This window comes from Metabacillus sp. GQ13, from assembly GCF_059758525.1.
Genome location: NZ_JCAXET010000023.1, coordinates 1 through 25512, shown reverse-complemented (window position 1 = coordinate 25512; position 25512 = coordinate 1). Strand labels below are relative to the sequence as shown.

The window sequence follows — 25512 nt, the reverse complement described above, 5'->3', positions numbered from 1 at the left end:
AAAATCAATATCTTCATATACACTTATAAAATCTGAAATAAAAAGAAAGGAAATCCAAGTACAAACGCAAGTAAAAAACAAAAAATAAAAAGGGTTTCTTCCTAGAAAACCACAATTTTGAATCGTACTATTGATTTTATAAGTATCTCCATAATTCAACGTTTTATACATCTAATTACCTAAAAATTAGACAGTTATGGAAATTATATATTGGCATTTTATAATATTAGCATAATAGGTAAATTGAGTCAACCTTTTTTAGCTTTAATAATATAGTAACCCTTTTCTCTAGCAACAATCTCCACTTCAGAAAACCATTCATTTAGTTTGTTAACCGCAGATGGAGCACCTTGTTTCTTTTGGATGACAATCCATAACTCTCCACCGCTAATCAATCGTTTATAGCTTTCTTCAAAGATTGAATGTACCACTTTTTTCCCTGCACGGATTGGCGGGTTCGTTAATACAGCAGCATACACCCGATCATTTGCTACATTTTGAAACAAGTCACTTTGAAAAATAGTCACGTTTTCAATAGAGTTAACAGTTGCATTTTCAATGGTTAATTCTATTGCTCGTTCATTAATGTCGATTAAATCTACATGTCTGTTATAATGCTTTGCAATTGATAGACCGACCGGACCATATCCACATCCAACATCTAGAATATCACCTTGAATATCAGGTAATCCAAATGTATCTATTAGAAGCCGCGATCCAAAATCAACTTCATTTTTTGAAAATACACCTCTATCACTGTGAAATGTAAAGAGTTGTCCTTTCAAGGTGAATTCCCACGTTTTTCGATCACTTTTCACTGTTGGTTTTTGAGAATAGTAATGATCACTCATATTCGCACCTCCTCTTTCAGGAGTTTAGGGTTTACATTTCATATACGTTTTATACAAACAAACGTTATATAAAATAAATATACATAAAAAGCCCGCTATCATCAGCGAGCTTTTTAGACAGTTACGTTTTAAATTACTTAATTTCTACTGAAGCGCCAACTTCTTCAAGTTTAGCAACTAGTTCATCTGCATCAGCTTTAGATACGCCTTCTTTGATTGCTTTTGGAGCATTATCAACTACTTCTTTAGCTTCTTTCAAGCCAAGACCTGTAGCTTCACGAACTACTTTGATAACTTTGATTTTTTGTCCACCAGCACTGTTAAGTATTACATCAAATTCAGTTTGCTCAGCAGCAGCTTCGCCTGCACCAGCAGCAGCAGCTACAGGAGCAGCAGCAGTTACACCAAACTCTTCTTCGATTGCTTTAACTAAGTCGTTTAATTCTAAAACAGTCATACTTTTAACTGCTTCAATGATTTGTTCTTGAGTCATTATAATTTCCTCCTTGTTTTTTCCTATAATTTTTATTAATTAAATGATAAGTGAATCAGATTATGCACCTTGTTCTTCTTTTTGTTCTGCAACAGCTTTTGTAGCAAGTGCAAGATTACGAATTGGAGCTTGAAGAACACTAAGCAACATAGAAAGTAAACCATCGCGTGATGGAAGTTCTGCAAGAGCCTTAACTTCTTCAACAGACGCAACACTACCTTCGATTACACCAGCTTTGATTTCAAGTGCTTCATGCTTTTTAGCAAACTCATTCAAAATTTTAGCTGGAGCTACAACATCATCATAACCAAATGCAATTGCGTTTGGTCCAGTTAATGCATCGTTAAGACCAGAGATTTCAGCTAGTTCTACTGCACGTCTAGCCATCGAGTTTTTGTATACTTTGAAGTCTATTCCAGCATCACGTAATTGCTTACGTAATTCAGTAACTTCTCCAACAGTCAATCCACGATAATCTACAACAATAGTAGATTTGCTTTCACGAAACTTTTTAGTGATCTCGTCTACGACTAGTTTCTTTTGTTCAATAATTGCGCTCATTGTTACACCTCCTGTAGTTTCATTTAACACTAGTACCGTTCGGTGATGGCTGTAAAAAAAACCTCCACGATAGACATGGAGGTTTGTATATACACAACAAGCAATAATATGCTTTATTCGTAAATACACCTCGGTAGGAAATTAAGCTATTATTTAGCCCCTACTGTCTGCGGTATAGCGATATTTTTTTAACACAACATTAATTATTATATATAAACTTCTTTACGAAGTCAATAGTTATTATTTTACAGCTGAGAAGCTAGAAGTATCAACCTTCACGCCAGGACCCATAGTTGAAGTAGTATTAACACTCTTCATGTAAGTTCCCTTTGCTGCAGCTGGTTTAGCTTTTGATAAAGTTTCAAAAATTGTTGTAAAGTTTTCAACTAGTTTGTTATCGTCAAATGATACTTTTCCGATAGGAACATGGATAATACCAGCTTTATCTAAACGGTATTCCACTTTACCAGCTTTAATTTCGTTAACAGCTTTTGTAACATCAAATGTTACTGTTCCTGTTTTAGGGTTAGGCATTAAACCTTTTGGTCCTAATACACGACCTAATTTACCAACTTCACCCATCATGTCTGGTGTAGCAACGATTACATCAAAGTCAAACCAACCTTGTTGGATCTTCGTAATATAATCAGTATCTCCAGCATAGTCAGCTCCAGCTGCTTCAGCTTCTTTCGCTTTATCACCTTTAGCAAATACTAATACACGTTGAGTTTTACCAGTTCCATTAGGAAGAACTACTGCCCCACGAATTTGTTGGTCAGCTTTCTTAGGGTCAACTCCTAAACGAAATGCAACTTCTACAGTAGCATCAAAGTTAACGACGCTTGTTTTCTTAACAAGTTCAACTGCTTCTTGTACTGAATAGAACTTTGAACGATCTACTAGCTTTGCAGCTTCTGCTAATTTTTTACCTGTTTTTGCCATAATAATTTCCTCCTTAGTGGTTTTAGCGGAATAACCTCCCACGAATAAAGGTTGCGAACTTGTTTTTACGCAAACTCGCAACCCCAAAAACATTCCCAAACTAATTAAACATTAGTCTTCGATAACGATACCCATACTACGTGCAGTACCTTCAACCATACGCATAGCTGATTCAACACTTGCTGCGTTTAAATCAGGCATTTTTGTTTCAGCGATTTCACGTACCTTGTCACGATTAACTGTTGCTACTTTATTACGGTTTGGTTCACCAGAACCAGACTCAATTCCAGCTGCTTTTTTAAGTAATACAGCAGCAGGGGGAGTTTTTGTAATAAATGTGAATGAACGGTCTTCGAATACTGTGATTTCTACTGGAATGATTAAGCCAGCTTGGTCAGCAGTACGAGCGTTAAACTCTTTACAGAATCCCATGATATTAACACCAGCTTGACCTAACGCAGGACCAACTGGTGGAGCTGGATTAGCTTTTGCTGCAGGAATTTGCAATTTTACAATTTTAATTACTTTTTTAGCCACGAGACACACCTCCTTAAGTCCGTGATGTGGTAATTGGGTTAAATTTAACCCTCCCACTCATCTAAGCCATCCGTGATACGAATGGTTAAAATTCGGGCAACATAGTCAACTCAGTAATGTTTGAGTCGCTTACCCTTATCGATTCAGAAATGAACGAATTTCTGACCAGTGTAAAGACAAAATTCTGCCTCATGTTCATGAGACATACTGACCTATGAAATATTACCACTTTCCACGATTAATTTCAAGTTTTTTTACATTATAATTTAGACACTTGGGCAAAGTCCAATTCTACAGGTGTTTCTCTTCCGAACATATTAACTAAGACCTTAAGTTTATTTTTGTCTTGATCAATTTCTTCAATCGAACCTGTAAAGTTAGCAAATGGACCTTCTGTTACTTTTACTGTTTCTTTCAATTCGTAATCAATTTCTATACGATGTTCATCCATGCCCATGCGTTTTAGAATAAAATCAATTTCTTCTTGTAATAAAGGTGTCGGCTTTGACCCATGGCCTGATGAACCAACAAAACCTGTTACACCTGGCGTATTACGAACAACATACCAAGAATCATCAGTCATGACAATTTCAACTAGTACATAACCTGGAAAGACCTTTTTCTTTACAACCTTCTTTTTACCATCTTTATAATCCGTTTCTTCTTCTTCAGGTACAACTACTCTGAAAATTTTATCTTCCATACCCATTGATTCTACACGTTTCTCAAGATTGGCTTTTACTTTATTTTCATAACCTGAATAGGTGTGTACAACATACCAATTCTTTTCCATAATGTCAGGACAACTTGTCCTTCCCTCCCCACAATAGGTTTTGGCAATAGCTGCATATGCGCCACCATCTAAACTGTTAAATGATTAGGAATCAATCAAGTTAGGGTGGAACAGGCAAGCCATACAAATTGTTAAAATCCGAAACTCATTCACTTAAACTAGAACAATATAACGAGCTAAAGCCTTAGATGAATCTTTATATGATTTTGTTTGAATACTAAATCCTTTTTAAACAATGAAAAAACCCGTTTAACGGGTTTTGCAGACAAAGATTAATATTTTCTATTATAGCACGATATTCTATCTGTTATTCAAAAATCATCCGAATTAAAGAAGAAATTCCTAAGTCAATAACCGCAAAGAACACCGCAACGAATGTTACAGTTGATATAACTGTAATTGTATACTTTCTTAATTCCTTGCCTTTAGGCCAACTAACCTTCTTCATTTCACGAGATACATCTCGAAAAAAATTAAGTAAACGTTGCATGAATGTTACCTCCAGGAATAATAGGGAAACTTCGCAAATTAGAAGCGCAAGCGCTTGACAACCCTCAGGTAAGTCATTGGAATTGGCTGGGCGCTAGAACTATATACAAACTTAGCCCATATACTTATAAAATATTATGATAGGATAAAAAAATATAAAGACTACTTTGTTTCACGGTGGTCTGTATGAGAATTGCATACTTTACAAAACTTTTTAACTTCTAATCGATCACTTGTGCTCGTTGTATTTTTCATTGTTGTATAGTTTCTATTACCACAAGATATGCATGACATCGTTACTTTCTTTCGCATGTTCTCACCTACCGTAACACATTTATTCATAAAGCTGTTTTCTAAAAGTTTATTGCTCTCAGAGAAAAAACCGACTTTTGGATTTTTCAGTAAAAATAGAATTTATATTAAAAGGAAATACCAAAGTAATTAAGTGAAAAGAGCACGAAAGAAAATTAATTTCGTATTGTAGTACGTAATACGATAAATAATAATCTATTCGAACACAACAATTCATTAAAACTGTATCACAGTGAGGTTTTTTCGTCAATAAACGATAAAATCTACTGCTCTTACAGACTAATCTCTCTTAGTTCTAAGTAACGCTCTAGTTTTCGTTTGACACGCTGTAAAGCATTATCGATCGATTTAACATGTCGATCCAACTCTTCAGAAATTTCATGATAAGAACGTCCATCTAAATATAAAACTAGAACTTTACGCTCTAAATCACTTAATAGCTCTCCCATTTTCACTTCAATATCGTCAAATTCCTCCTGATTAATGATTAATTCCTCAGGATTCATTACTTTTGCACCCGAGATAACATCCATCAATGTTCGATCAGACTCTTCATCATAAATTGGCTTATCTAATGAGATATATGAATTCAACGGTATATGCTTTTGACGAGTTGCCGTTTTGATAGCTGTAATGATTTGCCTGGTAATACAAAGTTCCGCAAACGCTTTAAATGAAGATAACTTGTCCTCTTTAAAGTCACGAATCGCTTTATATAACCCTATCATTCCTTCTTGAATAATATCCTCACGATCGGCACCAATTAAAAAGTAAGATCTTGCCTTTGCCCGAACAAAATTGCGATATTTCGTAATTAAATAATCCAATGCTTCACTATTGCCATTATGCACGAGTTCAATCACTTGTTCATCTTCCAATAATACAAATTCGTCCCTGCTGACCTTGCCCTTGTTGAATGGTGAATTCAAGCCGATCCCCCCGACCGCACACAAGATAACAACATTATACAGTATGCTTTTTGTAAGCGTCAACCAACTATAAGAGGTTGTTCAAAGGTTTAGAGCGATATCTGTCAAAATAAAGTACTCAGTTTGCTACTCTTCTTCCTTCATCATCTCGATTCTCTTTGACCTTTTCGAACACACATCATAGGTTTCCCCTTCGCCATTTCTCTAGCTTATCCATTACATCATCCGGAAATAATATTTTTGAAGAGGGACGTTTTTCTTCAATTTTTTTCACTTTATGCATGATACGCCCCTCAATTGATTCCATCTCATTTAAAAGTTCTCTTGCAGATTTCCGAAGGGCTCCCTGTCCAAAAATTGCCCATTGCTCAGTGAAATCAGATGTGGCTACGTGGACTTGTGTTTTAATGTTATTTAATGACTTTGCTAACTTTTCAATACGCTCGTCCGCTGTTTCATGCTCCCTTGTATAAATAACCTCAACCCGGTAGTTTTTTACCTTTGTTTCTATTCCCTTTACAAGGTGAGCATCAAATACTACCAAGACCCTGTATCCAGTATAAGCTTGATATTCAGCCATCTTTTCAATTAATAAATTCCTTGCTTCAGAAAGGTCATTTACTTTTAGCTTTTGTAATTCAGGCCAAGCACCTATAATGTTATATCCATCAACTAATAGGATATCCATTTCACATTACTCCCCTAAAGGATGTCGCTTTCTATATACCTCATACATTAAAAGGCTTCCTGCAACAGATGCATTTAAGGATGTAACATGTCCCACCATAGGCATTTTAATTAAAAAATCACACTTTTCCTTAACTAAGCGACCTATACCCTTTCCTTCACTCCCTATAATCAGAGCTAAAGGCATATTTCCATCTAAATTTCGGTAATCATCTTTTGCACTTGCATCAGTTCCAATAATCCATACGCCTTTTTCCTTTAATTCCTCAATCGTTCTAGCCATGTTTGTTACTCGAGCAACAGGTATATGTTCAATTGCACCAGTTGAAGATTTTGCAACAGTAGCTGTTAGACCAACTGCTCTTCTCTTAGGAATCACAATCCCGTGCGCCCCCACAGCATCCGCAGTCCTCATGATTGACCCTAAATTATGCGGATCCTCTATCTCATCTAGTAAGAGTAGGAATGGCATTTCTTCTCTTTTTTCGGCAACCTTTAAAATGTCATCAATATGAACATATTCATATGCCGCTACTTGAGCAACGACCCCTTGGTGATTACCTTCAACCATTTGGTCAATTTTCTTCTTTGGGACAAAATTTATCGTTATGCCTCTATCCTTAGCAAGCTCGATTATTTGTTGTGCTTGTCCCTTTAATGAATTCTCCGCAACCCATATTTTATTAATATCTCGTGATGACTTTAATACTTCAATAACTGGGTTACGACCAATAATATAGTCTAGATCCATTTTTTCTTCCTCCCTTCTTCAAGATTTAATAAACTCAATTGACACTTGTATTATTTCATCTAAACGTTGATGTTCTTTTTCTAAGTAAAGATGTCCAAGCAACGCTTCAAAAGCAGTACTGTAACGGTAAGTTTGCACATCAGTATTTTTAGGAATCGTACCTGACTTTGCATTTCTGCCACGCCTTATCACAGCTTCTTCTGCTTCAGAAAAAAAGTCCAACGAATTTAAATGGTGCAAAATACTAGCTTGTGCCTTTGCTGAAACATATCTCTTTGCTTGGTTATGAAGTTGATTCGGTCGGATACTACCTGCTGCTAAAAGGTGATGTCTGACATAGACTTCATAAATAGCATCACCAATATATGCTAAAGCTAAGCTATTCAAAAGCTTAGAATCCTTAATTGTCTCAAAATCTAAAAACATGATGTTCCTCTTTTCTTAAGCCGTTTCGAAAGATTGTTGATTTTTCATTTAAGCTCTTTTCTAAAGTTATTGCCCACTGTATAAATTGCAGCTATTTTAAAAGAAAAGAGCAGTAGTGCATATTACGAAAAACAACAACCTTTTCAAAAACAGCCATTCTATACAGTGTTACCATTTGTTATACTTTATCATTGCATATTATAGTGAAAATAAGTAGCTTACTTATCGTTATTCCCAGTTTTATCTACGGATAATCAATCAGGCTCTTTCTAAAAGTTTGTTGCTCTTAACCCTGAAAAAATCGGCTTTTCGATTTTTCCCTCTAGAAGTTGAAGCTATTTTAAAAGGAAATAACAATATAGTCATACGAAAAGAGCACGAAGACAAGCTAAATACGTAAAGAATTGCTTATTTCGAAAAACAACTACCTTTGCGAAAATAGCCTCAATCAACAATCCGCTTCCACCTAGTTCCCTGAGGGGTATCCTCTAAAATAATACGTAAATCTTTTAATTTATCTCTAATTTCATCCGCTAATACGAAGTTACGGTCTTTTCTAGCCTGAATACGCTGACTAATCAGCTCATCAATATCCTCATCTAACAGCTCATATGAAGTGAATCTCACTCCTAATACCTTGCCCAATTGATCAAACTCACCAAGAAAAGCTTGGATGACCTTTTCTGATGTATGTTGTTGTTCTAAATAGTAATTCGCTTGTTTTGCCAATTCGAAAAGGACAGAAATTGCATTAGCTGTGTTGAAATCATCATTCATCTCTTTTTCAAATTGATTTCGATTCTCACCTATTTTACTTAGCCACTCATCATCATTATCCGTTAAATTCGTGCTGCTATTTTTACGATGCGAAAGGTTGGCATATGAAGTTGTTAGTCTTTCAAATCCATTTTTCGTACTTTCTAATAGCTCTTGTGAAAAGTTAATCGGATGTCGATAGTGAACAGATAACATGAAAAACCGCACGATCTGTGGATCAATTTCCTTAATAATGTCGTGGACAGTCACAAAGTTACCTAATGATTTAGACATTTTTTCATTGTTTATATTAATATATCCGTTATGCATCCAATAAGTTGCAAAAGGTTTTTCATTTAATGCCTCTGATTGAGCAATTTCATTTTCATGATGTGGGAATGTTAGATCCTGACCACCAGCATGAATGTCTATTGTGTCCCCTAGGTATTTCTTAGCCATAGCAGAACATTCTATATGCCAGCCTGGTCTTCCGTATCCCCATGGGCTTTCCCAGGAAATCTCTCCTGTCTTTGCTGATTTCCAAAGGACAAAGTCTAATGCATCTAGTTTTTTCTCCCCTACATCAATTCTATTTCCAAGACGAAGTTCATCGATTGACTGATGTGATAGTTTACCGTATTCTTTAAAGTTTCTTGTTTTGTAGTAAACGTCTCCTCCTGCTTCATATGCAAAACCCTTGTCAATTAGCGCTTGAATAAAGTCTATAATGATATCGATACTTTCTGTTACCCGCGGATGAATGGTTGCCTGATTGCAACCAAGTGCCTTAACATCTTCATGATAAGCATCGATAAAACGTTGCGCAATTGTTGGCACATCTTCACCAAGCTCATTAGCAGCTCTAATTAATTTATCATCAACATCTGTAAAGTTCGAAACGAAATTTACTTCAAAACCGCTGTATTCCAAATATTTCCGAACGGTGTCATATACAATTGCTGGTCTGGCATTTCCTATATGGATATAGTTATAAACCGTCGGGCCACATACATACATTTTTACCTTCCCTGGTTCTAGGGGTTCAAACGTTTCTTTTTGCCTCGTTAGTGTATTGTACAACTTTATTGTCATCTTCACTCTTTCCCTTCCTTAACTGTTGTACTTCATATCTTAAGCTTGTAAGCTCTACTTCTAGTTCCTTAAAACGGTCTGCCACTGGATCTGGCAAATCACAATGGTTTAAATCTTGATCCACTCTAAGTCCATTTTGAATTTTAACTCTACCTGGGATGCCAACAACTGTTGAGTTCTCTGGTACATCCTTCAGTACAACAGAGCCTGCACCTACTTTTGAGTATGCACCTACTGTAATAGATCCTAATACTTTTGCACCTGTCGCAATCAAGGCATGGTCCTTTATAGTTGGATGCCTTTTTCCCTTTTCCTTCCCAGTTCCACCAAGAGTGACTCCTTGGAATACCGTAACATTATCACCTATTTCACAGGTTTCCCCAATCACAACTCCCATACCATGGTCGATAAAAAAGCGACGTCCGATTTTTGCAGCTGGGTGAATTTCTACACCTGTGAAAAATCGGCTCACCTGTGAAACCACTCTCGCTAAGAAGAACAATTTTCGTTTGTACAATGCATGGGCAATTCGATGCCCCCATATAGCATGTAATCCAGAATACGTTAAGATCACCTCAAAATAGTTTCTCGCAGCTGGATCTTGTTCAAAGACAATTTCAACATCTTCTTTCATCATTTGAAACACGGTAATCCCTCCAATCGTCACTCGTGATATCACATTTCATTGGGGTTTTTCTAAGTCAATAAGGCGACCTTCTGACCACCTTTATAAACGAGTACATACATGTATTCTAAAATTCAGCGTTATTTTATATATGTGAAAAGAAAACCCCTCAAAAACCCCAAACAATGTTTTTACTCCATAAAAAAAACGCCTCTGTAAATAATACAGAGACGTTTTTAAACGCGGTTCCACTCTGTTTAGGCATGAGTAGGTATCGTTCAATAACGTTCCTGCTCCTCAAAACCTCAACTTTAGCCCGATAACGTAGAGCGACACGCCTTTACTTACTTATCACATCGATGTTTAGTAAAAGACTCTAAGGTGCATTTCAAGGATCATTTCACTTAAACCCCTTTCAGCCAACGGAGGTTCTCTCTTAGAAGGAAATAACGCTTTACTCTCCTTATCAACGATTTAACAATATATTTATTCTTACTATATTACATTTTTGAATAAAAGTTAACTAATAACATTCAATAATCTTGCAACAACCTTAGTTTTACCTAAAATAGCGATTGACTTTGGCAAATCCGGACCATGTACTTGACCCGTTATCGCAACACGAATTGGCATAAAGAGATTTTTTCCCTTTTGGCCTGTTGCTTTTTGTACCACTTTGATTGCAGCCTTCACATTATCTGCTGAAAAATCCTCAAGGTTCTGAAGTTCATTAACAAATGACTTAAGGACTTCCGGTACCTGTTCACCTTCTAAAATAGCTGTTGCTTCACTGTTATAAGCAATATCTTCTCTAAAGAATAATTCTGTTAGACTCACAATTTCAGCACCGAAGTTTAATTGGTCTTGATAGAGGGCAATCAGTTGATGAGTCCGTTCAGTTTCTTCCTCATTCATATCCTCCGTTACTTTTCCATCTTTAATTAGATGAGGAAGGACCAGTGCTACAAGATCAGCAAGATCTAACTCTTTTATATACTGGTTATTCATCCAAGCAAGTTTTTGTGTATCGAAAACTGCAGGTGACTTAGATAGTCGTGCTGCATCAAAAATTTCAATTAGCTTTTCTTTTTTAAATACTTCTTCTTCTCCAACTGGAGACCAACCTAGCAAAGCAATAAAATTAAATAACGCTTCTGGTAAATAGCCTAATTCTTCGTACTGCTCTATGAATTGGATAATCGACTCATCACGTTTACTTAACTTCTTGTGGTTTTCATTGACAATTAATGTCATATGACCAAACACAGGAACATCCCAGCCAAACGCTTCATAAATCATGATTTGTTTTGGTGTATTTGAAATATGATCTTCGCCACGTAACACATGGGAAATCTGCATTTCATGGTCGTCAACGGCTACAGCAAAATTATAGGTTGGAGTGCCATCTTTTTTAACAATAACAAAATCACCCATACCCTCGGATTCAAATGAAATGTTACCTTTTACTAAATCATTAAAAATGAATTCTTTGTTCGTAGGCACTCTAAAACGGATGCTATACATTAATCCTTGCTCTTCAAGGGCCTTTTCTTCATCAGCAGACAAGTTAGCATGCTTACCAGAATACTGAGTTGTTTCACCACGAGCCATTTGTTCTTCACGTTCTTTTTCTAATTCCTCTTCTGTACAATAGCATTTATAAGCTAAACCCTTTTCTAAAAGCAGTTCATAATAGTTTCGGTAAATATCCTTTCTTTCTGATTGACGATATGGACCATATTCTCCACCAACATCAATACTTTCATCCCAGTCCATTCCAAGCCACTTTAAATACTTTAATTGACTTTCTTCTCCACCTGCAATATTTCGCTTTTTATCTGTATCCTCAATACGAACGATAAATTTCCCACCTAGATTTTTTGCAAATAAATAGTTAAATAATGCTGTTCTAGCATTTCCTATATGTAAATGCCCTGTAGGACTTGGGGCATACCGCACCCTTACTTGGTTTGTCATAGTAACCTCCACTACACTAATTTGATAAGCATTCCTTTGTACGTGTTCCAAAGGTTTATTGCTATTTTTCATTTCTATGTAAAAGTTCAAATACAATTAGAACCTATATCATTTAATCAGAACTCATTTTATCACCATTGGTAACTAGTTACAAAATAAATATCTTCTAAAGAACTATTTCTTAACAATTAATATAGTCGCTTGTGAAGCAATCCCTTCCTGTCTACCCGTAAATCCTAATTTTTCCGTCGTTGTTGCTTTTACATTTACTTCGGAGAGCTCTGCTTCAAGTAATCCCGCAATAATCGTTCTCATTGCATCGATATGAGGTGCCATTTTAGGTTTTTCCGCAATGATTGTACAATCGATATTCCCTAGTATATAACCTCTATCTTTTACAAGTTTCCATACCTCTTTCAACAATTTAGCAGAATCTGCATCTTTGAAGGTAGGATCTGTATCAGGAAAATGTTTACCGATATCACCTTCAGCTATTGCTCCTAAACATGCATCAGCAACTGTGTGTAATAAAACGTCTGCATCCGAATGTCCTAATAACCCTTTTTCGTAGGGAATGTCTACCCCACCTATAATCAATGGTCGACCTTCAACAAGCTGATGAACATCATATCCTTGTCCAATTCTAATCATTTTTATCTCTCCCAATTCTATTTTCTTGCTCTACTCTTATTGTGTTCTTTATTAATAAGGATTGATTTAGCAATCACCAAATCCTCTGGAGTTGTTAATTTAATATTCGTATAATTACCGGGAACAATTGATATCGGACTACCTAACCGTTCAACTAAGCTAGCATCGTCTGTTCCAAGGTAGTTCTCTTTGTTAGCCCTTTGATGTGCCTCTAGTACTAATGAAAATTGAAAAGCTTGCGGAGTTTGAACCGACCAAATACTTGACCGTTCTACTGTTTCAGTAACGAGGCCATTCTCAACCCGCTTAATCGTATCCTTTACCGGAACAGCAAGGATAGCTGCACCTGTTTCTTTTGCTTTAGATAAAAGATTTTCAATGCCCCTCTGAGTGATAAATGGTCGTGCTCCATCATGGATAAGGACAATTTCTCCTTCATCGACAGCTTGTAAACCATTGTACACACTGAACTGTCTCTCACTACCACCAACAACAAGATGTTTTACTTTTGATAAGCCGTAATCATTAATTAATTGCAAAAAGTCCGCCCGTTCTTGTTCATTAATAACTAGAATAATTCCAACGCACATGGAATGATCCTCAAACACCCTTAAAGTATGAACAATTACCGGTACTTGTTCAAGCTCGATAAACTGCTTGTTTTTACCTGCATTCATTCTCTTACCTTGTCCTGCAGCTGGAATTACGACCTGATAGTTCATTCTACTTACTCCTTAATAATCAGTATACCATTATCATAAAAGATTACTGCCAATATGTAAAATGGCCCATGAACACTAGTAACCTAATGTTTCACGGGCCTTTACATTTATACTTACTAAGAGAAAAAAGGTAATAAATGTCTCTCTGATTTCTCTATAACGCCTTTTCTAGTAATTTTGGTTTGGCAAAAATCATTCTACCTGCTGATGTCTGAAGAACACTTGTGACAAGGACCTCGATATGTTTTCCTATATAATTACGTCCATCTTCCACAACAATCATCGTGCCATCATCAAGATAAGCTATTCCTTGATTATGCTCTTTACCATCCTTTATTACTTGAACATTCATTTCTTCACCTGGTAGCACCACAGGTTTGACTGCATTTGCTAAATCGTTAATATTAAGTACATGTACCTTTTGCAGTTCACATACTTTATTTAGATTAAAATCATTTGTTACAACAACACCGGAAGTGATCTTCGCCAATTTTACTAATTTACTATCAACTTCCTGAATTTCTTCAAAATCACCCTCATATATCTCTACATTAATCGCAAGCTCTTTTTGGATTCGATTTAAAATATCAAGACCTCTACGACCTCTGTTACGTTTTAATACATCTGAAGAATCAGCAATATGCTGAAGCTCCTCTAATACAAACTGAGGGATAACAATTGTCCCTTCTAAAAAGCCCGTTTGACAAATATCTGCGATTCTACCATCAATAATGACACTAGTATCTAATATTTTTAGCTTTTTATCCTCGGTATCAACTTCTTCATCTGCCGCTCCCTTTTTCTTACTCATTAGGTTAGGAACTGAGAATAAACTAATTAGTTCATCTTTCTTCTTGAAACCAATTTGAAATCCTAAATAACCAAGAAAAAGTGTTAAAAAGATCGGGATGATTGTTTGAAAAACTTGATATTGAATATCTTTTAAAGGTATAACGATAAGAAAAGCAACTATAAGACCAAATATTAACCCTAAACTTCCAAATAAAACATCCGCAACAGGAGCTTTTATAACAGTCTCTTCTAATACCTTAATCCAATTTACAACGTAATCAACTAACCAAAATGTTGCAACAAAAAAGATAATTGCACCTAATACAGCTAATGTATACGGTGTATTAATAAAAGGTATGTCCTGCATATTTAATACTTGTAGTAATTCTGGTATGAATAGAATTCCTAACATACCTCCTACACTTAAAAATAACAACTGTATGATGCGCTTTATTAACATACCTTCACCTCCTTTTAACGATATAACTACTTTATCCTACTTCTTGTACATGAGGAAACATAAAATTAAAAATGTAAATAGATTGATACAAGGCTGTAATCTAACTGCTCAAAATATATTAAAAAACAATCTTAATATACCCTAATTTGACGAAATTAAAACATAAATGTTGCAGTTTTTATTAAAATTCTATACTAGCTTTTCACAAAATTACTGTTATTCGTTAAAAACAAAAAGTCGACTTTTATTAACAAGTAGCAAGAAACGTTTAGAAAACAGCCAATACTTATATATGGCGATCTATTAAATGTTGGTCCTTTAATCTTTTTAACCCTGTTATGATCTTCTTAGCTCTAACCTCACCTATTCCTTCTACCTCGTCTAACTGTTCTACGGATGCCCGCATAATAAGTTTCAAATTTTTAAAAGTTGTCACTAAATTTTCAATAATTATAGTCGGCATCCTCGAAATCTTACTTAACATTCGATAACCTCTAGGTGTAACTGGATTATCGATTTTAGTAAATGTTGAATAGCCAAGTAATTTAAAAAGAACGGAATCCTCTAAGAGTTCAAAACTAGACAAATCTTGTAATTGTTTAATAATAAGCGAAGAATCAACTATTTTTTCATTTGTATAATCTTTGATTAGTAACGCAGCCTCTTCCTCTAAACCCGATAGCAGTTCAGCAAGTTGTAACCTAATAAGGTAGCCCTCTGCACCAAGCTCGTTAACATAGTCATTGATTTCATCCTTAATTCTTAACACCATTTCAAAACGATGTAAGACCTGAATAACTTCTTTAAACGTAACTAATTCTTCAAGCTCTAAAGCTCCCAAAGTGGCGACAGATTGGTCGAGGACAATTTTATATTTCTCTAGTGTTTGGATAGCCTGATTTGCTTTTGTTAAGATGACACCGATTTCTTTTAAGGCATATCTTAACTCGCCATGATACAACGTGATGACATTTCTTCTTTGTGATATGGCAATGACCAAATTACCTGTTTGTTTAGCTACACGTTCAGCCGTACGGTGTCTCATCCCTGTTTCTGAAGAGTAAATAGTCGAATCTGGTACTAATTGTGCATTTGCATACATGATTTTTTTCCCTGAATCACTTAAGATAATTGCCCCATCCATTTTAGCTAACTCATATAAATGTGAAGAAGAAAAAGAACATTGGATTGAGAAACCACCATCAATTACGTCATTGACTACACCGTTGTGACCTACAACAATTAATCCACCAGTTTTTGCACGGAGGACATTCTCAATTCCCTCCCGGATTGGTGTTCCAGGTGCTACAAATTGCAGAATTTCATTTAAGGTCTTTTCACCAGATTTACTCTCTTTTTCTATCATTCATTATCCTCCTATAGTTTTGTGGAGGGCCTCTGCAACATTTTTCACGCCGATTACTTCGATATCATCTGGGGCGCTCCAACCACCGATATTCGCTTCAGGAATAATTACTCTTTTAAATCCTAGCTTAGCAGCCTCAATGACTCTTTGCTCGATTCTAGATACACGTCGAACTTCTCCAGTTAAGCCAACTTCACCTATTATCACATCAGTAGGTTTTGGTGGTGCATCCTTAAAACTAGATGCAATACTTACAGCAATAGCTAGATCAATAGCTGGTTCATCAAGCTTCACACCACCCGCTACTTTTAAATATGCATCTTGATTTTGTAAAAGTAGGCCGACACGTTTTTCTAAAACAGCCATTAGCAATGGAACACGATTATGGTCAATTCCAGTAGCCATTCTTCTAGGGTTACCAAAGCTTGTTGGCGAAATTAATGCCTGAATCTCAACAAGTATTGGTCTTGTTCCTTCCATAGACGCAACAACGGTCGAACCAGCTGCACCCTTTGATCTTTCTTCTAAAAAGATTTCTGACGGGTTTTTAACTTCTTCCAGCCCTGATTCCTTCATTTCAAAAATACCCATTTCATTTGTTGAACCAAAACGGTTTTTAACTGCTCGTAAAATTCGATAGGTGTGATGTCTTTCACCTTCAAAATATAATACAGTATCAACCATATGCTCCAATATCCTCGGACCAGCAATAGATCCTTCTTTTGTTACATGGCCGACAATAAAAATAGCAATACCTTGTGTTTTGGCAATTCTCATTAACTCGGCTGTGGATTCTCTGACCTGTGACACACTCCCAGGGGCAGAGCTTATTTCACTATGAAAAACAGTTTGAATCGAGTCAACTACAACAAAAGCAGGGTTTGTTTCCTCAATTGCTTTTGAAATAAAACTTAAATCTGTTTCAGATAAAACAAATAATTTACTTGACTTAACTCCTAATCTGTCAGCTCTTAGTTTTGTTTGTTTGACAGATTCCTCGCCTGAAATATATAGAACATCGTTTCCATTATCAGCAAGCTGTGAGGAGATCTGCAGTAAAAGGGTAGACTTTCCTATTCCAGGATCACCACCAATTAAAACAAGGGATCCCTTCACTATCCCACTACCTAGTACGCGGTTAAATTCTTCAGACTTCGTGAAAATTCTTGGTTCTTGAGTTGTTTCGATATTTGTAATCGGGGAAGGTTTTTGTGCAACTTGATTGGAATGATTAAAAACAGCCTTTCGAGGTGAGACTGGTTTCAGGACTTCCTCTGTCATTGTATTCCATTCTCCACACCCAGGACATTTCCCCATCCATTTAGCTGATTCATATCCACATGTCTGACAAATAAACTTCACTTTTGTTTTCGCCATTTCTATTCCCTCTCCTAATAGATTACCAAGTAGTCATGGAAATTATGATACTAATCCATTAATTATATGGCTCCTTTTAAGGTATATCGTAAAAATGTCCCTCTTTAATCTATAAAGTAAATATAACTTTTGGATAGCAGTGTAGTTTTAAAGCTTATAAATTACTTCCTATTGTAGTAGCTTAGTACGAGGAACACTTTGAACGACAAGTGTATATTCCGGTAGCCAATAACAAGATAAGATCTTTATTTAGAGTTCCATATAAAAGAAAATGAGGCACACAATACGTAGCATGCCTCAACTTATTTCTTGCAAAAGGAAAATCGGGCTTCATACCCGACTTCCTAGTATTTTCTAAATTTTATTGCTTTTATAATAAGAGTAACTAATTTAAGGTAACCTATTTAACTTCTTTCTTTTCAGTGGTTTTAACGATAAATTCTCCATTTTCAACATCTAGAATAATATTGCGACCTTTATCAATATTACCCCTTAATAATTCTTCAGATAGTCGATCTTCGACATTTCTTTGAATCGAACGACGCAGTGGTCTCGCACCGTATTCAAGATCCACTCCTTCTTCTGCAATCTTATCCTTTGCAGCTTCGGTTAATTCCAATGTAAGATCTTGCTCTTGCAATCGTTTTGTTAATTGGTCAGACATAAGGGAAACAATATCTTTTAAATGTTTCTTCTCTAGAGAGTGGAATACAATAATTTCATCGATACGGTTAATAAATTCAGGTCGAAATGCCCGTTTCAACTCGGTCATTACTTTACCTTTCATATCTTTATAATCATGCTTTTCATCTTGAATACTAAATCCAACATATTTATTCCGTTTTAACTCATTAGCCCCTACATTAGATGTCATAATTAAGATCGTATTTCTAAAGTCTACTGTGCGACCTTTTGAATCAGTTAATCTTCCGTCTTCGAGTACCTGCAGTAAGATATTAAATACATCAGGATGAGCCTTTTCAATTTCATCTAAGAGTACGACAGAATAAGGCTTTCTTCTAACCTTTTCTGTTAATTGACCACCTTCATCATATCCTACATATCCAGGAGGTGAACCCACTAAACGGCTTGTTGAATGCTTTTCCATATACTCAGACATATCAATCCGGATCATTGCGTCTTCTTCACCAAAAATGGACTCTGCTAAAGCTCTGGCAAGCTCTGTTTTACCAACACCAGTTGGGCCTAAGAAGATAAAAGATCCAATCGGACGTTTCGGATCCTTAAGTCCTGCTCGTGCACGTCGAACAGCTTTAGCCACTGCAACCACAGCTTCATCTTGACCAATTACTCTTGAGTGCAACAAGTTCTCCATATTTAACAACTTATCCGTTTCTGTTTGCGCAAGTCTAGATACAGGGACACCAGTCCAACTAGAAACAACCATAGCTATATCTTCAACAGTAACTTCTGTATTTTCCTGACCTTGCTTTTCTTTCCATGTTTTCTTTGTTTCCTCAAGTTGTTCACGTAACCTTTGTTCTGTGTCACGTAGGGAAGCAGCCTTTTCAAACTCCTGGCTTTGTACAGACGCATCCTTTTCTTTACGGATTTCATCTAACTTTACCTCAAGCTCTTTCAAGTTCGGTGGTGTTGTAAAGGACCGTAATCGCACCTTTGAACCAGCTTCATCAATAAGATCAATTGCTTTATCTGGCAAAAATCGGTCTGAAATATAACGATCAGATAATTTAACGGCCGCATCTATAGCTTCGTCAGTAATCGAGACTCTATGATGTGCCTCATAACGATCACGTAGACCTTTTAGAATGAGAACACTTTCCTTAGCTGTTGGTTCATCTACTTGAATTGGTTGGAATCTTCGTTCTAGTGCAGCATCTTTTTCAATATACTTTCGATACTCATCAAGAGTAGTTGCACCGATACACTGCAATTCACCTCTAGCTAATGACGGTTTCAAGATATTTGAGGCATCAATTGCTCCCTCAGCTCCACCAGCACCAATTAACGTGTGTAACTCATCAATAAATAAAATGATATTTCCGGCTTGGCGGATCTCATCCATAACCTTTTTCAGTCTATCTTCAAATTCACCACGATATTTAGTACCTGCAACAACCGTTCCCATATCAAGTGTCATAACACGCTTATCACGTAGTATCTCCGGTACCTCATTTTGGACAATTTGTTGAGCTAATCCTTCAGCAATAGCTGTTTTACCTACACCGGGCTCCCCAATCAATACTGGGTTATTCTTCGTACGACGACTAAGTACTTCTATCACACGTTGAATCTCTTTGCTTCTTCCGATAACCGGATCTAAGCTACCTTCTCTTGCGATAACTGTTAGATCTCTAGCAAGGCTATCTAAAGTTGGGGTGTTTGCATTTGTCATACCTCCACCTTGATGATTAGAGGACGTTTCATTGCTTCCTAATAATTGAAGCACCTGTTGTCTAGCTTTATTAAGACTTACACCTAAATTGTTTAATACGCGAGCGGCTACCCCTTCTCCTTCGCGAATAAGACCAAGTAAGATATGTTCAGTTCCAACATAAGAATGACCTAATTTTCTAGCCTCATCCATCGAAAGTTCAATGACCTTTTTTGCTCTTGGTGTGTAATGAATCGTCTGCGAGGTATCCTGACCTTTTCCAATTAGTCCTTCAACCTCTTTTTGGATCTTTTCAGGCCCTAAACCTAACGCTAATAACGCTTTAGCAGCAATTCCTTCTCCTTCACTGACAAGACCTAAAAGAATATGTTCTGTGCCTATATTGTTATGACCCAAACGAACTGCTTCTTCTTGTGCCAAAGCAAGTACCTTTTGTGCACGTTCAGTAAATCTTCCAAACATCATATTTCATCATCCTCCTCTTGCTTATTACGTACCATTTCTAAATTTAGCCGCTCTCTTATTAACGCAGCTCTACGAATATCTCGCTCATTAGGGCGTAACGAACCGCCAAAATACTGTTGTAGAAAGCCTGGCTGAGTTAAAATTGTTAATTCATTTAAAATATTTCGTGATATATCTTTTATAATCCCTAGATCGATACCCAACCTAACATCTGAAAGGCATTTTGCTGTCTCGTTGGATTCAATAATTCTACTATAGGCCAATGTACCAAATGATCGATACACTCTGTCCTCCAGTTGGTTTTGAGAAGAATTATATAGCGCTTCTCGTGTTGTTCTTTCTTGTGTGATTAACTGCTGAACAACACTAATTAAGTCCTCAACAATATCCTTTTCAGACTTACCTAACGTTATCTGATTCGAGATTTGGAATAGATTACCTACTGCTTCGCTACCTTCGCCATAAATTCCTCTAACGACTAATCCTAGTTGATTAATAGCAGGAATAATTCTATTGATTTTCTGTGTTAGGACAAGTGCTGGTAAGTGCATCATGACAGATGCCCTCAATCCAGTTCCAACATTAGTCGGACAGCTCGTTAGGTAGCCCATTTTCTCATCAAAGGCGTAATCAACTTCCTCTTCAATCCAATTATCTAATTTATTTGCCATATCCAATGCCTCCATAAGCTGAAAGCCTGGGAATAGACATTGTATACGAATATGATCTTCCTCATTTAACATAATGCTAACTTCTTCGTTTTCAGAAAGTAAACACCCTCCAAAACTTGAGTTTTCTGATAAATTTGGACTTATTAAATGCTTTTCCACTAAAACCCTTTTTTGAATTGGTTGCATATCATTCATCTTAAGTAGTTCTAGTCGACCAATATTTTGGAATTTTTTATTTGCATAAGTTGTTTCAAAAAAAGTTAACACTTCTTGTAATTCATCATTGGTAGAAAGCGTCGGAAATTTATATTGCTCTATATTTCGTGCTAAGCGAATTCTGCTGCTTAAAACAATATCTGAATCAGGACCTTCTTGACTCATCCAAGCACTCATTGCTTTATTCATAAAATTTTGGAGAGACATGCCTTATGATCCCTCCTTTTGAGAATTGCTTAGTTTTTTCTCAAGAAGTCTAATTTGATCTCTATATTCGGCAGCTTGTTCAAATTCCTCTTGGGCAATAAAATGATGAAGTTTATCCTTTAGCTCGCCAATTTGCTTGCGGATATGAATATCTCCGCCAATTCTCTCTGGAATTTTCCCGGAATGGACAGTGTTTCCACCATGAACCCGTTTTAATATCGGATTTATATAACTTTTAAATGTATGATAACAGTTTGAACACCCAAATCTTCCAACCTTTTTAAATTGGGGTAAAGTCATTTTGCATCGATCACAATGAGGAACATCATTTGCTTGAAAAACATTCTGTTCTTCTGTCTTGGCAATACCCGATTCCATGTTTAACAAACCCGTTAATAAATTATTTAAAGAAAAACCTTGATTAACATTAAACATAACTAGCTCACTATTTTCGTGCGCACAATGCTCACAAATATGAACCTCTGTTTTTTCACCATTAATCACTTTTGTAAAGTGAAACGTCGCCGGTCTTTCTTTACAATCCTGGCAGATCATCCGTCTCCCCTACTTTCATTTATATTTCAATGACGTCAGCATGGCTTTAACCATCCTAGCCCTTAATTCATCCCTATGGGGTAGATCAATATATATCACAGACCTATCAATAACGCTCAGCATCAGTTTAGCTTCCCTAGCTGATATAACTTCCTCACTAACTAGTCTACTGATTATGTCCACTGCAGCAACTTGTGAAAGGCGATGTTGAATTAAATGTAAGATTTGTTCGATTAAGTGTGCATGATTATTGGATCGGACTTTGATAATACGGATATAACCGCCACCACCACGTTTACTTTCTACGACATACCCTCTTTCAATCGTAAATCTTGTATTAATAACATAGTTAATTTGTGAAGGTACACACTGAAACTTATCAGCAATCTCACTACGCTTAATCTCTACTATTTCTTTTCCACCACTTTCCAGAACCTGCTTTAAGTACTGTTCAATAATGTCTGAAATATTTCTCACTCAACCTCCCCCTCACTGACTTTGACTATATTTGACTTTAACCTTACTATAAAACGAACAGAAAAAATTTTCAAGCTTTCTGTTTCATTTTAACTATTGCCAAAATATTAACTTGTAAAACATATCTAAAATATTTTTTCCACCTCACTTACCTCTACAATGATTCTTTCTAGATCAACATTTACAGATGAAACATCTATCTCTAATTGATAATTAAATGTTACCTGACCTTCTTTATCCTTCCTACATGATGTCATAACGGTCTTATTTGTTTTCACGTCGTATGTCGATATCTTCTTTAACACATCTTCAATTGTAGTCTTATTAGAGTGGACAACTACTTTTACTTTCCTTTTAGGTCTTTTGCCAATCATAAATTTTTCTAGTCGATTTAAAAAAATTAAACACATCAAAACAATGAATGTCGTAAATATAGCCACTTCATACATACCTGAACCTATAACTAAACCTAACCCTGCCACTATCCATATTGAGGCAGCAGTTGTTAAACCTCTGACTGTTGCTCCTCTAACAAGAATTGTTCCACCACCAAGAAATCCTATCCCACTGATAACATAGGAAGGGATTCTGGCAGGATCAAAGCGAATATTAGGATCTTTTTGAATATAATCTTCAAATCCATAAAGAGATAAGATCATCATTAAACAAGACCCTATCCCTACAAGTAAATGTGTACGAAATCCTGCAGGATGCTTATTAAATTCCCTCTCTAATCCAATTAGACCGCATAATAATGTTGCTATTAATATACGTGAAAACATAATGTATGTATCTTGATTTAATAAGTCAATAATAGTATTCATTCTTTCCCCTCTTTGGCTATAAAAATCTTTCTCTAATATATGTATACTCAAATGATTGTATTCAAACTACAAATCAATAAATTATTTTATCTTTATTCTGAAAGGCTTTTCCCTAAAAATAATGTTTGTTGCTATCAAACTTAAAAAAATTGGACTTTGGATTTTCTTCGTATAATTAGAAGCTCTATTTTAGTTGAAAATGGCTGAGTAATTCAGCGAAAAGAACACGAAGACAGAAAGAAAAGGTATATTAAGAAATGCTTATTACAAATAACAACAATTTTTGTGAAAACAGCCCTGGAAACATTTAATTGATTATAAGCAGTTTTTCCTTTATATGAGTTTATTTCAATTTCTTGTTGTGTTGCTCTCTGTTGTTTAAAGAAATAACAAAACAATTAGGTACATGTAACATATTAACTACATCCGATATATTTTTATATAAAGCTACAATATTTATGGATACAGCCCTCTCATTCTACAACTTTATCAATTTATTCATTCCTAAATTGATTAAAATAAATTTACTCAGCAATGAGAAAAAGCTTACTCTCCCTAACTATGGAGAAGTAAGCTAATAAAATTTATAGTTTTTAATATCATACGTAGCATCTCAGGTAGTAAGCTATAATCATTCTGGTTACGCTATTTTCTCTTACTTTAAACTTTCTAATGCATGCTTCAAATGTGCAAACGTTTTGATTGACGACATATCAATACCACTATTCACAACAATTTGAGCTAATTCAGGACGTAAACCTGTTACAATTGTTTTGCTACCTAATAACCGAAGAACACTTTCTATTTGATACAGATAACGGGCAACTTCTTCATCAATTGTCAAAATACCTGAGAAGTCGACAATGAGATAATTTATTTTAAGTTCTGCAATCTTTGGAATAACTGATTCGATAATATAAGTTGCTCTAAATGAATCGACTATACCAATCAATGGCAGAACTGCTACCCCATCTTTAATTGGCACTACAGGTGCTGAAAGTCTAGCTATTTCCTTTTGAGATTCAGCTTTAATTTTAGTAGAAAGACGTTCAAAAGCAAATACAGTTTCATTTATGCTTATATCTAGCATTGCATTTATTCTCTTAAGTATAAATGAATGTTCTTTTATTGATAGTCCAAAATCTAAACTGATTTTTGTAAGAATATCCGTAATAAGTTCCCTTGTTGCTGGATAGCGTACAATAATCTCAGAGATTTCCCCTCCTGATGCTACCTGTTCTTCAGCATTCCTTTTACTCCAAATATACAGTGCTTCAGGTACTCCCTCTTTATCACATTCAATAATAGATTCCCCAAAAAAAACCAAAAGGTCATTGTACATTCTAATTGCTTGTTCCTTCTCCAAGTTAGATATTTCTAACTTTGCATAATTAATAACACCTTCAACAATTTCAACAGCCAGAAAATCAGCATGTTCAACCATATAGGTAGCTACGCTAGTAATCGATTTCATTTGTCTTCACACCCTATAGATATTAATTTTTTACTAGATTGTAGTCTTTCAAGCTTTTACATATACATACGTCATATGTAGCTAATATTTTTTAATTAATTTCATATCTGCAATATTTTTTAAGATTTTGCTATTAAAGTAATATCATCAATATTTTGGGTAAATGCATATCTAAATTATAACCTAAAATAAGCATAGTTCATTAATACAATTTTTAATAAAATACATTTATTGAGTCCATTCGAGCTAATACTTCAATATATTTCAGCAGGGCACTGAAAGGAATATTTGAGTTTTTTGACGGATAATACAGCCTAATCTTAAGAAAATCGAATGCAAAGTTAGATTATGTATTGATGGTCATGATGAAAAATCTTGAATGGTGGTTCCTTCGCATATTGAGCAGAAAATTAAAAGTATTAAAAGTAGTTTAATCACATTTATTTTAGTATAATTTTCATTCAAACACTTCCACTATAGGATGTATTCTGACGTATATGGAGATCTGGCTCTGTATTTTATATTTAACTACAAAATGAGAATTCATCTTAGAATTAGGTTCTACGTCAAATGTTGGGGTGATGACATAAATCACCCTAACCAATATGCATCCCAATTCTTTTATATTGTTTTGCCAATAAGATTTTTGCTCGAAAT

The 25512-nt window shown here is 35.5% G+C and carries 26 protein-coding genes and 2 other annotated features; all 26 genes read right to left on the bottom strand.

Annotated features, from left to right (window positions below; genetic code table 11):
* Nucleotides 1-248: 248 nt before the first annotated feature.
* On the bottom strand, nt 249-851 hold the full coding sequence (locus tag AC6CHR_RS22250; RefSeq protein WP_498251254.1) for a class I SAM-dependent methyltransferase: 603 nt from the start codon (nt 849-851) through the stop codon (nt 249-251).
* Between the two features lie 133 nt (nt 852-984).
* Entirely contained in the window at nt 985-1344 is a 360-nt protein-coding gene (rplL, locus tag AC6CHR_RS22245) for a 50S ribosomal protein L7/L12 (RefSeq protein WP_498251253.1), read from the bottom strand.
* Between the two features lie 60 nt (nt 1345-1404).
* Nucleotides 1405-1905, bottom strand: a complete 501-nt coding sequence (rplJ, locus tag AC6CHR_RS22240) for a 50S ribosomal protein L10 (protein ID WP_498251252.1) — start codon at nt 1903-1905, stop codon at nt 1405-1407.
* A gap of 45 nt (nt 1906-1950) precedes the next feature.
* Nucleotides 1951-2096, bottom strand: a sequence feature (ribosomal protein L10 leader region).
* A gap of 49 nt (nt 2097-2145) precedes the next feature.
* Nucleotides 2146-2847, bottom strand: coding sequence for a 50S ribosomal protein L1 (gene rplA / locus AC6CHR_RS22235; protein ID WP_498251251.1), 702 nt, complete (start codon nt 2845-2847; stop codon nt 2146-2148).
* A gap of 111 nt (nt 2848-2958) precedes the next feature.
* Nucleotides 2959-3384, bottom strand: a complete 426-nt coding sequence (rplK, locus tag AC6CHR_RS22230; protein WP_498251250.1) for a 50S ribosomal protein L11 — start codon at nt 3382-3384, stop codon at nt 2959-2961.
* A 259-nt stretch (nt 3385-3643) separates the two neighbouring features.
* Nucleotides 3644-4177, bottom strand: coding sequence for a transcription termination/antitermination protein NusG (gene nusG, locus AC6CHR_RS22225; protein ID WP_498251249.1), 534 nt, complete (start codon nt 4175-4177; stop codon nt 3644-3646).
* Nucleotides 4178-4484: 307 nt separating this feature from the next.
* On the bottom strand, nt 4485-4667 hold the full coding sequence (gene secE / locus AC6CHR_RS22220; protein WP_498251248.1) for a preprotein translocase subunit SecE: 183 nt from the start codon (nt 4665-4667) through the stop codon (nt 4485-4487).
* A 161-nt stretch (nt 4668-4828) separates the two neighbouring features.
* Nucleotides 4829-4978 (bottom strand): 50S ribosomal protein L33, encoded by a 150-nt coding sequence (gene rpmG / locus AC6CHR_RS22215; protein WP_498251304.1) that lies wholly within the window; start codon nt 4976-4978, stop codon nt 4829-4831.
* Between the two features lie 272 nt (nt 4979-5250).
* The gene (sigH, locus tag AC6CHR_RS22210; RefSeq protein ID WP_498251247.1) at nt 5251-5907 is read right to left on the bottom strand and encodes an RNA polymerase sporulation sigma factor SigH; all 657 of its coding nucleotides are present in this window, start codon (nt 5905-5907) and stop codon (nt 5251-5253) included.
* 178 nt (nt 5908-6085) lie between these two features.
* Nucleotides 6086-6595 (bottom strand): NYN domain-containing protein, encoded by a 510-nt coding sequence (locus AC6CHR_RS22205; protein WP_498251246.1) that lies wholly within the window; start codon nt 6593-6595, stop codon nt 6086-6088.
* Nucleotides 6596-6601: 6 nt separating this feature from the next.
* Nucleotides 6602-7345 carry a 23S rRNA (guanosine(2251)-2'-O)-methyltransferase RlmB gene (gene rlmB, locus AC6CHR_RS22200; RefSeq protein WP_498251245.1) on the bottom strand — a complete coding sequence of 248 codons (744 nt, stop codon included), beginning with the start codon at nt 7343-7345 and terminating at the stop codon, nt 6602-6604.
* Nucleotides 7346-7363: 18 nt separating this feature from the next.
* The gene (locus AC6CHR_RS22195) at nt 7364-7771 is read right to left on the bottom strand and encodes a Mini-ribonuclease 3 (RefSeq protein WP_498251244.1); all 408 of its coding nucleotides are present in this window, start codon (nt 7769-7771) and stop codon (nt 7364-7366) included.
* Between the two features lie 444 nt (nt 7772-8215).
* The gene (cysS, locus tag AC6CHR_RS22190) at nt 8216-9619 is read right to left on the bottom strand and encodes a cysteine--tRNA ligase (protein ID WP_498251303.1); all 1404 of its coding nucleotides are present in this window, start codon (nt 9617-9619) and stop codon (nt 8216-8218) included.
* Nucleotides 9570-10265 (bottom strand): serine O-acetyltransferase, encoded by a 696-nt coding sequence (gene cysE / locus AC6CHR_RS22185; RefSeq protein ID WP_498251243.1) that lies wholly within the window; start codon nt 10263-10265, stop codon nt 9570-9572. The genes cysS and cysE overlap by 50 nt, the downstream gene beginning before the upstream one ends.
* A 202-nt stretch (nt 10266-10467) precedes the next feature.
* Nucleotides 10468-10723 (bottom strand) — a binding site (T-box leader).
* A 40-nt stretch (nt 10724-10763) separates the two neighbouring features.
* Nucleotides 10764-12221, bottom strand: a complete 1458-nt coding sequence (gene gltX, locus AC6CHR_RS22180) for a glutamate--tRNA ligase (RefSeq protein WP_498251242.1) — start codon at nt 12219-12221, stop codon at nt 10764-10766.
* A gap of 174 nt (nt 12222-12395) precedes the next feature.
* On the bottom strand, nt 12396-12872 hold the full coding sequence (ispF, locus tag AC6CHR_RS22175; RefSeq protein ID WP_498251241.1) for a 2-C-methyl-D-erythritol 2,4-cyclodiphosphate synthase: 477 nt from the start codon (nt 12870-12872) through the stop codon (nt 12396-12398).
* Between the two features lie 17 nt (nt 12873-12889).
* Nucleotides 12890-13594: a 2-C-methyl-D-erythritol 4-phosphate cytidylyltransferase gene (ispD, locus tag AC6CHR_RS22170; RefSeq protein ID WP_498251240.1), complete on the bottom strand. Its 705-nt coding sequence runs from the start codon at nt 13592-13594 to the stop codon at nt 12890-12892.
* 154 nt (nt 13595-13748) lie between these two features.
* Entirely contained in the window at nt 13749-14846 is a 1098-nt protein-coding gene (locus AC6CHR_RS22165) for a PIN/TRAM domain-containing protein (RefSeq protein ID WP_498251239.1), read from the bottom strand.
* Between the two features lie 286 nt (nt 14847-15132).
* Nucleotides 15133-16212 (bottom strand): DNA integrity scanning diadenylate cyclase DisA, encoded by a 1080-nt coding sequence (gene disA, locus AC6CHR_RS22160; RefSeq protein ID WP_498251238.1) that lies wholly within the window; start codon nt 16210-16212, stop codon nt 15133-15135.
* Between the two features lie 3 nt (nt 16213-16215).
* Nucleotides 16216-17589, bottom strand: coding sequence for a DNA repair protein RadA (gene radA / locus AC6CHR_RS22155; protein WP_498251237.1), 1374 nt, complete (start codon nt 17587-17589; stop codon nt 16216-16218).
* Nucleotides 17590-17989: 400 nt separating this feature from the next.
* Nucleotides 17990-20431, bottom strand: a complete 2442-nt coding sequence (clpC, locus tag AC6CHR_RS22150; RefSeq protein WP_498251236.1) for an ATP-dependent protease ATP-binding subunit ClpC — start codon at nt 20429-20431, stop codon at nt 17990-17992.
* Nucleotides 20428-21525 carry a protein-arginine kinase McsB gene (gene mcsB / locus AC6CHR_RS22145; protein ID WP_498251234.1) on the bottom strand — a complete coding sequence of 366 codons (1098 nt, stop codon included), beginning with the start codon at nt 21523-21525 and terminating at the stop codon, nt 20428-20430. Before mcsB ends, clpC begins: the two co-directional genes overlap by 4 nt.
* Nucleotides 21526-21528: 3 nt before the next feature.
* On the bottom strand, nt 21529-22080 hold the full coding sequence (gene mcsA / locus AC6CHR_RS22140) for a protein-arginine kinase activator protein McsA (RefSeq protein WP_498251233.1): 552 nt from the start codon (nt 22078-22080) through the stop codon (nt 21529-21531).
* 15 nt (nt 22081-22095) lie between these two features.
* A complete protein-coding gene (locus AC6CHR_RS22135) occupies nt 22096-22557 on the bottom strand; it encodes a CtsR family transcriptional regulator (RefSeq protein WP_498251231.1) in 462 nt (153 codons plus the stop codon).
* Between the two features lie 125 nt (nt 22558-22682).
* Nucleotides 22683-23381, bottom strand: a complete 699-nt coding sequence (locus AC6CHR_RS22130) for an MgtC/SapB family protein (RefSeq protein WP_498251230.1) — start codon at nt 23379-23381, stop codon at nt 22683-22685.
* A gap of 655 nt (nt 23382-24036) precedes the next feature.
* Nucleotides 24037-24855: an STAS domain-containing protein gene (locus AC6CHR_RS22125; protein ID WP_498251229.1), complete on the bottom strand. Its 819-nt coding sequence runs from the start codon at nt 24853-24855 to the stop codon at nt 24037-24039.
* Nucleotides 24856-25512 lie beyond the last annotated feature (657 nt).

Coding starts and splice junctions, on each gene's coding strand:
- rlmB (WP_498251245.1), bottom strand. CDS start 7,345: ATGGATCTAGACTATATTATTGGTCGTAACCCAGTTATTGAAGTATTA.
- mcsA (WP_498251233.1), bottom strand. CDS start 22,080: ATGATCTGCCAGGATTGTAAAGAAAGACCGGCGACGTTTCACTTTACA.
- cysS (WP_498251303.1), bottom strand. CDS start 9,619: ATGACAATAAAGTTGTACAATACACTAACGAGGCAAAAAGAAACGTTT.
- AC6CHR_RS22250 (WP_498251254.1), bottom strand. CDS start 851: ATGAGTGATCATTACTATTCTCAAAAACCAACAGTGAAAAGTGATCGA.
- AC6CHR_RS22125 (WP_498251229.1), bottom strand. CDS start 24,855: ATGAAATCGATTACTAGCGTAGCTACCTATATGGTTGAACATGCTGAT.
- gltX (WP_498251242.1), bottom strand. CDS start 12,221: ATGACAAACCAAGTAAGGGTGCGGTATGCCCCAAGTCCTACAGGGCAT.
- rplL (WP_498251253.1), bottom strand. CDS start 1,344: ATGACTCAAGAACAAATCATTGAAGCAGTTAAAAGTATGACTGTTTTA.
- clpC (WP_498251236.1), bottom strand. CDS start 20,431: ATGATGTTTGGAAGATTTACTGAACGTGCACAAAAGGTACTTGCTTTG.
- rpmG (WP_498251304.1), bottom strand. CDS start 4,978: ATGCGAAAGAAAGTAACGATGTCATGCATATCTTGTGGTAATAGAAAC.
- nusG (WP_498251249.1), bottom strand. CDS start 4,177: ATGGAAAAGAATTGGTATGTTGTACACACCTATTCAGGTTATGAAAAT.
- secE (WP_498251248.1), bottom strand. CDS start 4,667: ATGCAACGTTTACTTAATTTTTTTCGAGATGTATCTCGTGAAATGAAG.
- AC6CHR_RS22165 (WP_498251239.1), bottom strand. CDS start 14,846: ATGTTAATAAAGCGCATCATACAGTTGTTATTTTTAAGTGTAGGAGGT.
- rplJ (WP_498251252.1), bottom strand. CDS start 1,905: ATGAGCGCAATTATTGAACAAAAGAAACTAGTCGTAGACGAGATCACT.
- disA (WP_498251238.1), bottom strand. CDS start 16,212: ATGATAGAAAAAGAGAGTAAATCTGGTGAAAAGACCTTAAATGAAATT.
- AC6CHR_RS22195 (WP_498251244.1), bottom strand. CDS start 7,771: ATGTTTTTAGATTTTGAGACAATTAAGGATTCTAAGCTTTTGAATAGC.
- mcsB (WP_498251234.1), bottom strand. CDS start 21,525: ATGTCTCTCCAAAATTTTATGAATAAAGCAATGAGTGCTTGGATGAGT.
- radA (WP_498251237.1), bottom strand. CDS start 17,589: ATGGCGAAAACAAAAGTGAAGTTTATTTGTCAGACATGTGGATATGAA.
- ispD (WP_498251240.1), bottom strand. CDS start 13,594: ATGAACTATCAGGTCGTAATTCCAGCTGCAGGACAAGGTAAGAGAATG.
- AC6CHR_RS22205 (WP_498251246.1), bottom strand. CDS start 6,595: ATGGATATCCTATTAGTTGATGGATATAACATTATAGGTGCTTGGCCT.
- rplA (WP_498251251.1), bottom strand. CDS start 2,847: ATGGCAAAAACAGGTAAAAAATTAGCAGAAGCTGCAAAGCTAGTAGAT.
- ispF (WP_498251241.1), bottom strand. CDS start 12,872: ATGATTAGAATTGGACAAGGATATGATGTTCATCAGCTTGTTGAAGGT.
- AC6CHR_RS22130 (WP_498251230.1), bottom strand. CDS start 23,381: ATGAATACTATTATTGACTTATTAAATCAAGATACATACATTATGTTT.